This window comes from Thermodesulfobacteriota bacterium (assembly GCA_036482575.1).
GTDB lineage: Bacteria > Desulfobacterota > GWC2-55-46 > GWC2-55-46 > JAUVFY01 > JAZGJJ01.
Genome location: JAZGJJ010000092.1, coordinates 1 through 13,478, shown reverse-complemented (window position 1 = coordinate 13,478; position 13,478 = coordinate 1). Strand labels below are relative to the sequence as shown.

15 protein-coding genes are annotated in these 13,478 nt (G+C 58.4%); all 15 read right to left on the bottom strand.

What is annotated here, in order from left to right:
• Nucleotides 1-26 precede the first annotated feature (26 nt).
• On the bottom strand, nucleotides 27-230 hold the full coding sequence (gene rpoZ, locus V3W31_04045) for a DNA-directed RNA polymerase subunit omega (GenBank protein ID MEE9614114.1): 204 nt from the start codon (nucleotides 228-230) through the stop codon (nucleotides 27-29).
• 83 nt (nucleotides 231-313) lie between these two features.
• The gene (gene gmk, locus V3W31_04040) at nucleotides 314-916 is read right to left on the bottom strand and encodes a guanylate kinase (GenBank protein ID MEE9614113.1); all 603 of its coding nucleotides are present in this window, start codon (nucleotides 914-916) and stop codon (nucleotides 314-316) included.
• Nucleotides 917-939: 23 nt separating this feature from the next.
• Entirely contained in the window at nucleotides 940-1,821 is an 882-nt protein-coding gene (locus tag V3W31_04035) for a YicC/YloC family endoribonuclease (protein ID MEE9614112.1), read from the bottom strand.
• Between the two features lie 16 nt (nucleotides 1,822-1,837).
• Entirely contained in the window at nucleotides 1,838-2,845 is a 1,008-nt protein-coding gene (gene rfaE1, locus V3W31_04030) for a D-glycero-beta-D-manno-heptose-7-phosphate kinase (protein MEE9614111.1), read from the bottom strand.
• 33 nt (nucleotides 2,846-2,878) lie between these two features.
• Nucleotides 2,879-3,868, bottom strand: coding sequence for a hypothetical protein (locus V3W31_04025; protein MEE9614110.1), 990 nt, complete (start codon nucleotides 3,866-3,868; stop codon nucleotides 2,879-2,881).
• Nucleotides 3,814-4,329, bottom strand: coding sequence for a glycosyltransferase family 39 protein (locus tag V3W31_04020; protein MEE9614109.1), 516 nt, complete (start codon nucleotides 4,327-4,329; stop codon nucleotides 3,814-3,816). The genes V3W31_04025 and V3W31_04020 overlap by 55 nt, the downstream gene beginning before the upstream one ends.
• A complete protein-coding gene (locus V3W31_04015) occupies nucleotides 4,326-5,282 on the bottom strand; it encodes a glycosyltransferase family 2 protein (GenBank protein ID MEE9614108.1) in 957 nt (318 codons plus the stop codon). The genes V3W31_04020 and V3W31_04015 overlap by 4 nt, the downstream gene beginning before the upstream one ends.
• 27 nt (nucleotides 5,283-5,309) lie before the next feature.
• Nucleotides 5,310-6,224, bottom strand: a complete 915-nt coding sequence (locus V3W31_04010; GenBank protein MEE9614107.1) for an FkbM family methyltransferase — start codon at nucleotides 6,222-6,224, stop codon at nucleotides 5,310-5,312.
• A 65-nt stretch (nucleotides 6,225-6,289) separates the two neighbouring features.
• A complete protein-coding gene (locus V3W31_04005) occupies nucleotides 6,290-7,207 on the bottom strand; it encodes a sulfotransferase (GenBank protein ID MEE9614106.1) in 918 nt (305 codons plus the stop codon).
• A 29-nt stretch (nucleotides 7,208-7,236) separates the two neighbouring features.
• A complete protein-coding gene (locus V3W31_04000; protein MEE9614105.1) occupies nucleotides 7,237-8,127 on the bottom strand; it encodes a sulfotransferase in 891 nt (296 codons plus the stop codon).
• The gene (locus tag V3W31_03995; protein MEE9614104.1) at nucleotides 8,124-9,254 is read right to left on the bottom strand and encodes a glycosyltransferase family 4 protein; all 1,131 of its coding nucleotides are present in this window, start codon (nucleotides 9,252-9,254) and stop codon (nucleotides 8,124-8,126) included. The genes V3W31_04000 and V3W31_03995 overlap by 4 nt, the downstream gene beginning before the upstream one ends.
• A 104-nt stretch (nucleotides 9,255-9,358) precedes the next feature.
• Nucleotides 9,359-10,525, bottom strand: coding sequence for a glycosyltransferase family 4 protein (locus V3W31_03990; GenBank protein ID MEE9614103.1), 1,167 nt, complete (start codon nucleotides 10,523-10,525; stop codon nucleotides 9,359-9,361).
• Nucleotides 10,522-11,670, bottom strand: coding sequence for a glycosyltransferase family 4 protein (locus V3W31_03985; GenBank protein ID MEE9614102.1), 1,149 nt, complete (start codon nucleotides 11,668-11,670; stop codon nucleotides 10,522-10,524). Before V3W31_03985 ends, V3W31_03990 begins: the two co-directional genes overlap by 4 nt.
• Entirely contained in the window at nucleotides 11,667-12,794 is a 1,128-nt protein-coding gene (locus V3W31_03980) for a DegT/DnrJ/EryC1/StrS family aminotransferase (GenBank protein ID MEE9614101.1), read from the bottom strand. The genes V3W31_03985 and V3W31_03980 overlap by 4 nt, the downstream gene beginning before the upstream one ends.
• Nucleotides 12,791-13,478 (bottom strand): NAD-dependent epimerase/dehydratase family protein (locus V3W31_03975; protein MEE9614100.1); only part of this gene is annotated, 688 nt, incomplete at its 5' end. The genes V3W31_03975 and V3W31_03980, both read right to left, overlap by 4 nt.

Below are 13,478 nucleotides of genomic sequence, written 5' to 3'. Positions count from 1 at the left end.
GATCGGTACAGGGACAAGCGTCCCCTCTACTTTTTCTTCTTCGCTTCCCCTTCCGGAACCACCTTACCCGCGGCCACCTCCCTCAAGGCCGTTACAACGGCCCTGTTGTTGGACTTTACGAACGGAGTCGCGCCCTTCAAGAGCCTCCTCGCCCTCTGCGCGGCGAGATGGACGAGCGTAAAGCGGCTCGGGACCTTCTCAAGACAGTCTTCAATTGAAATCCTTGCCATTAGCGATACCTCCTTATACGGTTACCATCCGGCTATCGGGCGCCGCCACCTACCCCCCCGCCCCCTTGCGCGGCAACCCCTTTTCACACGTTGAAAAGCTCTTTAACCTTCGCTGCCCGTCTTTTCTCTCTCGCCCTCTCGGCGGCCACTATCGCCTTAAGCTCCCCGAAGGCCTTATCGAGGTCGTCGTTTATTATTATATAGTCGTAGCCCCCCGCCCTCTTTATCTCCCCGATGGAGGCTTCGAGCCTTTTCTCTATGTCCTCCGGGGCGTCCTTGCCCCTTCCCCTGAGCCTCTCCCTGCACGCCTCGACCGAGGGCGGCAGGACAAAGATATAAACGGCATCGGCGAGTCTCCCCCTTATCCGCTCCGCGCCCTGGACGTCTATGTCGAGTATGACGTCCAACCCCTCGGCGAGGAAGGTTTTGAGGTCTTTTTCGCTCGTGCCGTAACGCTTCCCGTGGACCTCGGCGTTTTCGATGAACTCGCCGCGGGCCTCCATCCCGTCGAAGACCCCTTCGTCCACGAAACGGTAGTCCACGCCGTCGGTCTCGCCGGGCCTGGGCTTCCTCGTGGTGTAAGACACAGAATGCCTTAAATCCGGGAAAAAGTCAACGGCCATCCGTCTGAGCGTCGTCTTCCCCGCACCCGAGGGGGCGGATAGTATAAAAGGTGTTCCTTCCATTATATCGTCTCCGGCGGCTCCACTCACTCTATATTCTGTACCTGCTCCCTTATCTTCTCAAGCTCCCCTTTTATCTCCACCACGGTATGCGCCATATCCGAATCGCTTATCTTCGAGCCGATGGTGTTGGCCTCCCTCAAGATCTCCTGGCAGAGGAAGTCGCACCTCCTGCCGACGGGCTCCTCGAGGCCGAGATACTCCCTGAAACGCGCCAGGTGGCTATTAAGTCTCGTAATCTCCTCGGTGACGTCCGACCTCTCGGCAAGGAACGCGGCCTCCTGAAGGATTCTCGCCTCGTCGACGTTCCCGCCCCCCCACTTGCCGATAAGCTCTTCCATCCTCTCTTTAAGGGTCTGCCTGTAGGCCTCGATAAGCTCCGGGGCGTGCGCCTCTATCCCGCCCACCATCCGTTCGACGGCGTCAAGCCTCGCCTCCACGTCCTCCTTGAGTGCTGCGCCCTCGGCCCCCCTCATCTCCAGGAGTTGGTCCAGCGCACGGCCGAGTCCGTCCTTAAAGTTTCTCCAGTCGCCCTCGAGGTCGTCTTCCCTTCCGGAAGAGGTAAAGACGTCCTTAAGCCTCATTATAAGCGGCAGGTCCACGTCCCCTTCGATGCCGAGCCCTTTCTTGATCTCGGCCGCGGCGTCCATATAGCTTCGAGCGAGAGGAAGGTTCGGCTTAAGCTCCCCCGCGCCACCTCCCTCCGAGGTCACGGAGACGAAGAACGACCCCCTCGACGCCCTCTTCTTCAGCTCGTCCCTCAGCCTGAACTCAAGGGCGGAGAACCTCTCGCCCAGGCGGCACTTTATATCAAGGGAACGGTGGTTAAGGGACTTTACCTCCACGGAAAAATCCTCTTCCCCTATGGAAAAGCCGCCCCTGCCGTAGCCGCTCATGCTCTTACACATTTCCGTACACCTTTCTTTACCCGCACGTTTTTTTGAGCCCTTCGGTAACCGCCTCCAGGAGCTCACTGGGGCCGACCGTTGCCGTACCCACCTTGCCCACCACTACTCCGGCGGCGAAGTTTGCGAGCACGGCGGCCTCCTTGAAGCTCGCACCCGAGGCGAGCGCGAGCGCAAAGACGCCTATCACCGTATCCCCCGCGCCGCTTACGTCGAAGACCTCCCGGGCCACGGTCGGGATATGGGTCTCCGAGCCGTTCTCGAAAAGGCTCATCCCGTGCTCCCCCCTTGTAATAAGGAGCGCCTCGCAGTCGACCCTGTCCATAAGCGCCTTCCCCGCCCTCTTAAGGCTCCGGCCGTCGGCTATCTCGATAGCCGAGGCAAGGGAGGCCTCCCTGTTGTTCGGGGTAATCGCCGTTACGCCGGAGTAGTAGTCGAAGTGCTCGACCTTGGGGTCCACCACGACCGGTTTCTTGAGACGCCTCGAAAGCCCGACGACCTCACCTACGAGATCCTTCGTTACGAGCCCCTTCGAGTAGTCGGATATAAGGACGACGTCCGTGGACCTTACGGCCTTCTTTATGTGCGAGAGGACCTTTTTCGTTACGGCGGGTCCGAGCGTCTTCTTGCTCTCCCGGTCGAAACGGACGACCTGCTGGCTGTGTGCTATGACGCGCGTCTTTATGGTCGTGGGCCTCCTCGGGTCCACCACCACGCCGCCGGTGGCCATGCCGCCGGCCTTCAGCTTCTTTACGAGTCTCCTGCCGTTCCCGTCGCCGCCCACCACGCCCACGACGGCACACACGCCGCCCAGGCTGTTGATATTGCCGGCGACGTTGGCGCTCCCACCGAGGAGGATGCTCTCGTCGGTGACCTCCACCACTGGTACGGGGGCCTCCGGGGATATGCGGCCCACCTTGCCCCAGATGAAGTGGTCCACTATAAGGTCGCCAATGACGAGCACGCGCGCCTTTTTGAACCTGCGGACCAGGGCCCCGGCCCTCTTTATGTTAAGAAGTTTTCTCATATCAGACTAAATTATATACCACATGTCCCCCGGTCAGCGAAAGCTATATATTACGAACTCGCGCCCCTTCTCGCCTTTGAAGCTCTTAATCTCGGAGAGGTATTTTCCCTCCCCGGCCTCGAAGCCGGATAGGTACTCCGCGAGCCTGTGCCTGTAGCCGGCCAGGTACTTAGCGCCCCGTTCCTTCCCGTACTCCACGACCTCTTCCATCTCCCCGGCGCGCAGCGTAACGTGCCTGCCTTCGGCATAGAAGACGACTATGGGCTTCCTCGACAGAATGGCCGCCCCTATACCCCCGTTCTCGCGCAGCCAGTTACCGGCGACCTTCTCCGTCAGGTGGTGCGCCTTGAGCGTGGTTATGCCCGTTACAAGCTGGGCCACGACAAGAAAAGCTATCAGCTGCGGCACGGCGGCCGCCCTCCCGCGTTCCCGGAGCCACCTCTCGACATAAACGAACCCCGCCGCTGCAAGGGGCATCCCGGCCGGCATGAGATGGCTGAATATCCTCCGGCTCGGGTTGACGAACCCGTACATGACCCAGAAGGTAACCAGTATACTCAGGAAGAAGTACTCCGTGTGGGTAAAGCCCTCCCTGATACGCCTGTAGAACCAGTAAACGAAGAACACGAAGAAGGGAACGGAGAACGACTCGGGAAGGTGCTCGAAGAGCCGGTAGAACTTTAGCCCGTAGCCTTCGCTCTTCGCAAGGTCCATCACCGGCTTTAACGAGCCGAGAGAGAGGTCGCCGGAAAGGGCCGTTCCCTCCGCCTCGGTGAAAAGGAAGAGGTACGGCACGCTCATAAGCAAAAGGAGCGCCAGCGCAAAGAGGGCGAAGCCGGCCCTCCTTCCCCCCCTCCACACCTCTCCCCGGAAGGTATAGAAGAATACCCACGCGGAGATGATAGTCCATAAGACGATGCCGCCGGGCCTTGTCAGGGAGGCAGTAACGGAGAAGAGGGCGGCAAGGGCTATCCACCCCGCCCTCCCGGTAAAGACGGCCTTGAAGCCGCACAGCACCACCATGAGTAGTAGAGCCCCTCGGTCAACGGCTCCGCCGCGTAACGCATCATATACGGGTGGACCGTAACCATAAAGGCGGCGTAAAGCCCCGTCCTCTCTTCATAGACAAGGTTTGCCAGATAAAAGCAGAGCGGTATTACGAGGGTGCCGAAGAAGAGCGAGATCGCCCGCCCGGCAAGTTCGTAGTCGTGGAACACCGGATAGACGAGGTTTAAGAGAACGGGGTAGAGCGGACGCCTCTTCCAGTTCAGCCCTTCCAGCCAATCGCCCTCTTTGAACCCCATGGCCATCTGGACGTAATCGAAGGTGTCCGTGGAGATGGCGACCGCGGCAAGGAGGAGGTATAACCTGATAGAGAACCCCACGGCCGTAAGGAGCAGGAGCCACTGGAAGGTGGAGAGGTTCTTTGAAATATCCACCGCCGCGTCAGACCATCGCCGCGCTATAATGCCCGCCCCCTTCACCTGTCCTCTTGCGACGCCGTGCCCAACCCCCACGCCGCCGGGCACCCGGCAAGGTGCCACCCTATGAGGGTGGAGTAGAGCTTGAGTCTCCGCCGCGCCGTGACCGAGGTAAAGAGGGTAACGACGTTATGTAGAAGACTGAGAAAGGTGCCGAGAAAAAGTTTTACGAGAAGTCCGCCCCGGAGCGCCATCCTCTCCGGGGCGCTCCCGTGCTTTTCAAAAAATTCGTACCGTGAGCGCCAGTACTCGACCCTGGCGCGGGTGTTCACCCTCTCCGCGCTCCCGCCCCCGGCGTGGTATACCTCCGCGCCGGGATGGAAGAAGACCCGCCAGCCCCCCTCCCTCATCCTCTTGCACCAGTCGGTCTCTTCGAGGAAAAAGAAAAACCTCTCGTCCAGCGGGCCGACCCCGTCTATGGTCTCCTTCCTTACGGCCATGCAGGCGCCTATGACGGACTCCACCTCCACGGGCTCCTCTATATTATGCTCCTTTCCGGGATAGCTCTCCGGGAAGAGACGGCGAAGGAGGCTCTTATTCAAGAGCTCGGTAGCGAGGGTGGGTATGTTGGCAATGGAGTTCTGTTTGGTGCCGTCAACGTTCAGGAGTTGCGGTCCGCATACGCCGACGTCAGGGTTCTCGTCCATAAAGCGCGTGAGGGTCTCGAGGGAACCGGAGGTGAGGACGGTGTCGCTGTTCAAGAGTACAATGTGGCGGCCCGCAGCCCGCTTGAGCGCCAGGTTGACCGCCCCGGCAAAGCCGAGATTCACATCGTTCTCTATCAATTTTACATCTGGAAAATTTTTCTTTACCGCCTCCGGGCTTCCGTCGGTGCTGCCGTTATCGACCACCCACACCTCGAAGTTATCCCCCACGACGGTCCCGTAAACCGACCCGAGGCACTTAAGGAGCATCTCTTGCGCGTTCCAGCTTATGATTATTATCGACATGTCCATAGGCATGGAAACCACCCGCGGCCTTTTTCAACACCCGCCGTCCCGGCGCATGAAAACATCCGTATACGTTATCACGGAGCTTTCCTTAAAAGGTTTTAAACCCCCTCCCTCTATCGCGTATAGGGTGTAGCCCTTATTAGAAAAATATCCGAGAATAGCCGATACCGTGCCCCCAAGTTCAGCCAATTCCAGGGGATGGAGCGAAAGCAGGACATCGGGGCCATTTTCAAGAACACACTCCATCCCTTTAATCGCCAGCGTCTCGGCGCCTTCTATGTCCATCTTTATAAAGGCCACCTTCCCGGCGGTCTCCCCGTCTATGCACCCGTCAAGGGTATCCGCCGGCACGTCGAAACTTATAGACTCGCCGCCCCTGTGTGCCGCCGAGAAGGTGGCAAAGCCCCGGGTAGAGACCGGCATCGACAGCGTCAAAGTCTTCCTGCTGTCGGAGACGGCCACACCCTTAACGGTTATGATACCCTTCAGGTCTTCGTTAAGCGATACGTTCCTGCGAAGCCTCTCAAGGCTCGGGGGCACGGGCTCTATCGCCACGACCCTTCCCTTCCTTGGAGCCAGCACCCCGGCCGCAAGAAGAGAGAAGTAACCCACGTTAGCCCCGAGGTCGAGAAAGACCGCACCCTCGGGCTTTTCGAAAAGCGCCGAGCGTATAAGTTCCGAATTCCTGAGTTCGAAAACACTATCCACCATCACGTCCTTCTCGATAGTACTATACGGACTTAGCTCCATCCGGAACCCGTACACATTCTCCAGCACAACACGCATATCCCGCGGAGGCAGGTAGCGCAAGAGCTTCCGTATATACTTTTTTCGCGGGGTAATACCGGTACCGTCCCTCCTCGCTATCCCCACAAGCCCCTTTACCATCCGCTCGCGCAGCGGGTCGGGCAGGAGTTCTATCGTGCTTTTGAAAAAACCACCCATCCAATATCCTTATCCTTACCTTTTTCCGAGAGCGGCCAATTCTAACGGGTCGCCTTAATAGTCCCTCACACCCAGTGGTCGAGCTTCTTCCCTATAATCTCTTCAAGCCGTTTATTGTGGGGCTTGAAGTGCTCGACGAGCCACCGGCGCGTCTCGAGCCCCATCGCCGGACTCTTCCGTATACCGGAGAGCCCCTTAACAACGGAAGCCCTGTCGTCTTTCGAGAAGATATTTTTCAGCAGCAACCGGCCGTTCGTTGAAAGGGCGCGCCGCCACCTCATGGGCCTCGCCGGGTTCTCCGGGGAATGGTCCAGCCCGCCGCACTCTTCCGGGTCGGCACCCAGGAATTCGCAAACCTCCCTCATGACGGCCTCGGGCCTCTCGCATATATCCTCGAACATCAGCACCTTTAACCTCTCGGCGGGAAAAAACTTAAGGTAGTATTCCATCTGTTGGGCGTAATAACCGCAGTCGAGGTATGTCCTGAAAACCTTACACACGCCGGACGCCCTTGGATGGAACTCCCTTTCATAGTTTGCCCTCCTTTCGGGGTCTCTAAAATCGACTCCGTTCCGGATACGCTCATAGTCGGCCGTTATTCCGTCCTCGAAGCTCAACTGTTCCCAGCCCCGGCGATAGTACATCCACCAGTGCGACAGGGCCCTGTCTACGGGGTTCCTTACGGGTATCAAAAACCGCGCCTCCGGGTTTATGGAAAATATGCGCTCCGGAACGTAGTAGTGGTAGAGGTTGCGGATATTGCTCTCGCCGAGAAGCTTTTCTCCCTGCCATTTATTGAAGTACTTCTCCCAGTAAAAATCGAGCCCCTTTTCGTACTCCTCGTCATCCTCCAAAAAGTCCGGCGACTTCGGGTCGGACATGAGTATTTCCGGATGCCGGCCCAGCCACGCATGCAGCGACGTCGTCCCGCACTTCTGCGCGCCGGGCATGAGGAAATCGGGGAACACTTCCTTCCTTTTCAAATCTACTCCTTCCTCTCGAACCATTTATCTCACCCCCAGTGGTCGAGCTTTTTCCCTATAATCCCTTCAAGCCGTTTATTATGGGGCCGGTAGTGCTCGGCGAGCCATTTCCGCGTCTCCGGCTCTATCCGCGGCTTACCACGAAAGGCTTCAAGGCCGGAACTCATGACGTCCTTTACCGCATTCATGGAAAACCTCTTTACGAACTCCCGGAACACGCGTTTCCGCTTAAGGGGTTTTCCCGTGTTCTCCATGGAGTAGTCGAAGTCCTCGCACTCGCCTGGGTCCACCCCGAGGAACTCGCAGGCCTCCGTGGTGACGGCCTCCGAGTCTGCACAGAGGTCCTCGAAAAGTATTATCTTGAACCTCTCCCGCGGGAAAAATCTCAGGTAGCGCTCTATCTGCTCGGCGTAGTATCCGGCGTCTATGTACAGCCTGTAGGGGTCCTCCAGCCTCTCCGTAACCTTTTTTTCATAGGCCTCTATCTCCTCGGGCGTACTCATCGTAAGGCCCTTACTTATGCGCCCGTAGTCCTTTTTTACTGCGTCCTCGAAAAGAAGCGCGTCTCTCCTGCGCCGGTAGTGCATCCACCAGTGGGAGAGGGCCCTATCTATGGGGTTCCGGAGCGAAAGTATAAAGCGCGCGTCCGGGTTAACCGAATGTATCCGCTCCGGGACGTAAGGGAAGTAGAGGTTCCCCACCCTGGCGTCGCCCGTGAGCCTTTCCCCGTTCCACCCGCCGAAGTACTCCTCCCAGTAGAAGTCGAGCCCCTTCTTATACTCCTTCTCGAAAAACCTCGGCTCCTTGGGGTCGGACATGAAGATTTCCGGATGCTGACGCAGCCACGCGTAGAGCGACGTGGTCCCGCACTTTATAGCCCCGAGAATGAAAAAATCCGGGAAGACCTCTTTTCTCTTCAAGGCCGCTTCTCCTTCAGGGCGCGCTCCTTTCCGAGAATTTCGGCAAGAACCTCTTCGAGCACCCTGCCGGTATTTTCGAGAGAGTACTTCTCCGCCACCCTTAGCCCACCCCTTATAATGCCCTCCCTGAATACCCCGTCCTTCATAATCCTCTCCACCCCGTCGGCTATGGCCACGGGTGAGCGGACGGGCACGAAGCAGGCGTAGTCGCGTGTCTCGTCGAAGTTCATGTACGAGCCGACCTCGGTGAGCACGCACGGGATGCCCGAGTTCATGGCCTCAAGCGCGGGCAGGCCGAAGCCCTCGCCTTCGAGCGACGGGGCGAGCAGCATGTGGCCTTCCCTGTAAAGCTCCCCCATCTCGTCCTCGGAGAGGTCTTTGAGGTACCTGTCCACCACTCCACTCTTTTTCTCTATCTCCGTCTCGGGCGTATAAGAGACCCTCGTGAGTTTCACGTCCACGCCTTTCGCCTTAAGGATGGCCACGGCCTCGATCACGTCCGGCACCCCCTTGAACGTAACATCGTACGGGGCCACGGAGATAAGGTTGAACGGGCCTCTTTCAAAACCCATCGGGCCGCCACCGGGATGAAACGCTTCCCCGTTCACACCGTACGGGACTAAATAACAGTTCTGCGAATATCTCTTTTCTATCTCCCTCTGGATGTTCCTGGAAGTGGCTATCTTATAGGTCTTTAATTTGTATATATCGTCGACCTTCCTCTTCTTGTTCATATACGAGAGTCTCTTAAAGGAATACCTGAGCGGCGAGTTCGCGTACCGGGGCGGCACCGCCCTACCGCTTATCCTGTCTTCGAGGTCGACGGCCTGTACGCCCTGCGAGAGGTGGCATACGGCAACCCCTTTCTCGTTCAAGCTGCTGGCCTCAAGGACGTCCTTGGGGGTGGTGGCCACCGCTACATCCGCATGGGGCAAATCCCTGCAACCAAGCCCGACCACCTTTATGGGCCTGACCCCAAAGAGACTGTAGCCGTAAGGGTCCATGGTGAAGATGTTCGCATCGTGGCCCCGGTCCCTCAAAAGCTTTACGTGCTGGAACATAGCCTTGACTCCGCCGGTAAGCCCGCAGCGCTTTATAAGGTAGTTGACCCTCATCCTGTCCGTCACCTCACACCCTCCACTATTATCGTCCTCGACGTAAGCATATCGAAGCTGTTTACACCCTCGCCAAGCTCTCTGTTCTCCTCATAGAGCTTGATGTCCTTACCTCCTCATGCATTGAGCCCGCCCAGCGCCTCCATAATCTCGGTGTAGTTCCTCTCCCAGGGATACTCTTCCATTGCCTCCCTCGCCTTCTTCCCGGCCTCCGTCCTTTTAGCCTCGTCAAAGAACCAAGCGATTTTTTCGGCAAGCGTGTCAGCGTCCCTCGGGTCGTCAACGACAAAACCGTCCACCCCGTCAGTGACAAGCTCCCCCGCGCCGTTAAAGCGGGTCGTTACGACCGGGAGCCCGCTGGCCATGGCCTCCATGCATACCCCGGCGCACGGGTCGTAGAACGTCGGGTGTACGAATATGTCGGCGGCAGCAAAGAAGCGCTCCGGCTCCGCGGCCCTGCCGACGAAAATTATCCTCTCCCCGCACCCCTCGGCCGCAGCCAGCCTCTCGTAGCTTCCCCTGCTCTTCCCCTTGCCCGCCACGATAAGCCTGAACGGAATATCTACCTTCCCCTTCAATTGCCCCGCGGCACGGATAAGACAAGACAGCCCCTTCAGCCTGAAGTTATTGGCCATAAAGAGTATCACCACTTCCTCATCCCCTATACCGTACCGCCCTCTTATCTCTTTACCGCGTTCACCCCTGTCCTTCGTGTTGAACTTCTCCAAGTCCACGCCGTTATAGACCACCCTTATCGAACCAACGGGGAAGTCGTGATACTTTACTATATGGGCCTTTACCATATTGGAGTTCGGGAGCACGAGTTTTAATCTACCACCTCCGTAGAGCCGCCTGTCTATAAAGAAACGTATGTGGTCTCTCGGGGTAAGCTTCCTGAACAGCCGGTAGAGCCCCCTCTCTACGGGACTGTCGAGGGAGAGGAGGTTCTGCGAGGAAAAAACCGTCTCCGTACCACCGCCGGAGATAAGGACGTCCACCTCCCACGAGCCGCCGAAGCCGATGACCGCGTCGAACTCCCCGTCGCGGAGAAGTCTTGAGCTGTTCCGCGCGAAGGTAAGGGCCCTAAGGGACCTGGGAACGCTTATAACCGGAACCTTATGGAGATGGAGTCCTTCTATCTCGCCGTCGCCGCCATCAAACGAAGTCGAGAAGACGTGCACCTCGTGACCGCCGCCGAGGAACTGAGTAGCCAGGCTGTTTGCGTATACCTCGCCGCCCCCCTTCGCTATCGAAAAGCTTTCTATATTAAGCGCTATCTTCAACGTGGGGAACCCTTCTTCCTTTCGAGGAGACTCTCGTAGAACCCCTCGATCGCCGCGGCCTGCCCGCCTACGGAAAAATCATTGACCGCCTTCTCTCTCCCCCGCGCTCCCATGGAGATCCTGAGACCCTTCTCACGGGCAAGCCGGACCATAAGCTCCGAGAGCTGCTCCGCGTCATCGAAGACAAAACCGTCTGCGCCTTCCTCTATCATCTCCGGCAGCATGCCGGTCCTGCTTGCAAGGACCGGCTTCCCCATGGCCATTGCCTCCCGCATCGCCCTGCCCGTACCGTCGGAACCGGCCATGAGGAAGACGAAGATGTCCATGGCGGCCAGGATGTCTTCATACCTTTCGGTGAAGTAGCCGGGGACTATGACCTTATCCTCGAGCCCGAGCTTATCTATAGGCTTATGGACCGTTTCATCTATATGGCTGCTCCTCCCGACGAGAAGGGCCTTCAAGTTCGGCACCTCCGCCGCCGCCTTTGAGAACGCCTCAAAGAAGGTCTCCATCCGCCTGTACCTCTGAAACCTCGCCACCACCCCCACGACCATGTCGTCAGCGGCTATGCCGAGCTCCTTCCGCATGTCGGAAAACTCGCGCGAGGGGTCGAACCTCTCGCAGTCCACCACGGTGGGAATCCTGGCGACCATCTCCCCGTCGAGGCCGAAGGAGGATATCTCCTCTTCCCTTGCCGCCTCGGAGAAGGTTATAAGGCCGTCGGTGAAAGCACCGACCATAAACCTGTTCCCGGCCGTGGCCTTAAGCGGCTCGCGCTTATGGTCGGTCCTTATGACTACGGGCTTTCCCGACGAAAGCCGGGCCGCGAGCCCCCCTATGAAGTGGTCGTGAGAGAGGTGGACGTTCACCACGTCGAAACCCTCACGGGTTATATAGCGCGGAAGACGTACGAAGTCGCTCAGGTTATCGGTAACGGAAAAATATCTGTTGAGCCTGAAGGCACTGGTGGCCTTTATCCCCCTCTCCTTTACGAACGCCTCTATGGTCTCGTCGAAGCCCGGGGGCGGGCTCCTGTATGCGAACACCACGTCGTGGCCCCTCTCGGCAAGCCCCGCGCACATGTGGAGCACGGGCTCGGCCGGACCGGTCCACTTCCAGTCACTGTATAGATGCAGTATCTTCACCCGGCGCCGCCGCCCGCGCCGTAGAACTTTTTTATCGCCCTGCACACCTTTTTAACGTCGTCCAGGGGAAGCTCCGGGTAAAGGGGAAGGGAGAGTATCCGCTTCGAAAGTCTTTCCGCCACGGGAAAGCTCCCTCTTTTGTGGCCGAGATCTCTATAAACTTTCTGAAGGTGTACGGGGACGGGGTAGTGTAAGGCGGTGCCCACGCCTCTCTTCTCAAGGTATTTCTGAAGGGCGTTACGCTTAGCGAGGGCAATGACGTAGAGGTGGTAGACGTGGGCCGCCCCCGGAAGCTCAACGGGCGTGGTTACGGCAACTCCCTTGAGGAGGTCGGTGTAGAGCCGTGCCCTCTTCCGCCTCTCCCGGTTCCATTTGTCGAGCTTCTTAAGCTTTACCCGGAGGAACGCGGCCTGCAACTCGTCGAGCCTTCCGTTAAAGCCTTTCATTACATGATGGTACTTCCTGGGCTGGCCGTAGTTCCTCAATAATTTCAGTTTCGCAAAAATCTTTCCGGAGTCAGTAACCACCGCGCCCCCGTCGCCGAGCGCGCCGAGGTTCTTCGCCGGATAGAAGCTGAAGCAGCCCGCGTCTCCGATAGAGCCGACACGCCTCTCATTATAGTATGCCCCGTGCGCCTGACAGGCGTCCTCCAGGACCTTCATGCCGTACTTGCGCGCGACACGCGTTATGCCGTCCATATCGGCAGGGTTGCCGTAGAGGTGCACCGGGATTACCGCCTTTGGCGCGCGCCGTCTCTTCTTCAAAAAACCCCTTAGCTTTTCGGGGTCCAGGTTCCCCGTGGCCTCGTCCACGTCGACGAAGACCGGGCGGGCCCCGGTTTGGGATATCGCCAGCGCCGTGGCAATATACGTGTTCGGAGCGGTCACGACCTCATCGCCCCGGCCTATGCCGAGCGCAAGCAGAGAAAGGTGCAGGGCCTCGGTCCCCGAGGAGACGCCGACGGCGTAGCGCGTGCCACAGTAGTCGGCGAACTCGGCCTCGAAACTCTCGACCTCTTCGCCGAGCACGAAGCGGCCCTTCCTCAAAACGTTCCTGAACGTCTTCTCGAACTGCTTCTCGAGGGCCGAGTGCTGGGCCTTGAGGTTTAAGAACTCCACCTTCATTCTTCCACCGGCCCGTTCCAGTACTTTTCCCTGTGCTCCCGGTAGAACTCTATGGTCCGCTTTAGCCCCTCCGCCATATCGGTCTTCGGACCCCACTTGACGACCCTCTTTATCTTCGATATGTCGGTGTAGTAGTCGCCGGGCTCGACCTCTTTTCTCTCGCGCGTGAACTCGGTGAACTCGTAACTCCCCCCTCCGGCGGCCTCGACTATGGCCGCGGCAAGCTCCCTGAAACTTATGGGCACGCCGCTCCCGACGTTGAAGACGTCGCCGTAGGTTTTGTCGCTCGCTGCCGTCATGAGGAAACACTCGACGAGGTCGTCTATATAGAGGTAGTCCCTGAGTATCATCCCGTCTCCGAAGACCGGGAGCGGCTCGTCGTCTATGGCCTTTCTTATGAACCAGTTAAGCACCCCGTACTCGTCGTGCGCCATCTGGTGGCGGGGTCCGTAGGTGTTCGTTATCCTCATGCACGCCCCGCGCATCTTGTAGATATCGCTGTAGACGAGTATCATCTTCTCGGCGGCGAGGTTGGTGACGGCGTAAAGGCCCTTGGGGTTGGTGGGGTGGTCCTCGGCCACGGGCAGCGTGACGCTCGTGCCGTACTCGCCCCTGGTGCCGGAGAACACTATCCGCGCGTCCCTGTTAAGCTTCTTGCAGGCCTCGAGGAGCACCAGCGTCCCC

Coding starts and splice junctions, on each gene's coding strand:
- rpoZ (MEE9614114.1), bottom strand. CDS start 230: ATGGCAAGGATTTCAATTGAAGACTGTCTTGAGAAGGTCCCGAGCCGC.
- gmk (MEE9614113.1), bottom strand. CDS start 916: ATGGAAGGAACACCTTTTATACTATCCGCCCCCTCGGGTGCGGGGAAG.
- V3W31_04035 (MEE9614112.1), bottom strand. CDS start 1,821: ATGTGTAAGAGCATGAGCGGCTACGGCAGGGGCGGCTTTTCCATAGGG.
- rfaE1 (MEE9614111.1), bottom strand. CDS start 2,845: ATGAGAAAACTTCTTAACATAAAGAGGGCCGGGGCCCTGGTCCGCAGG.
- V3W31_04025 (MEE9614110.1), bottom strand. CDS start 3,868: ATGGTGGTGCTGTGCGGCTTCAAGGCCGTCTTTACCGGGAGGGCGGGG.
- V3W31_04015 (MEE9614108.1), bottom strand. CDS start 5,282: ATGGACATGTCGATAATAATCATAAGCTGGAACGCGCAAGAGATGCTC.
- V3W31_04010 (MEE9614107.1), bottom strand. CDS start 6,224: ATGGGTGGTTTTTTCAAAAGCACGATAGAACTCCTGCCCGACCCGCTG.
- V3W31_03980 (MEE9614101.1), bottom strand. CDS start 12,794: ATGAAGGTGGAGTTCTTAAACCTCAAGGCCCAGCACTCGGCCCTCGAG.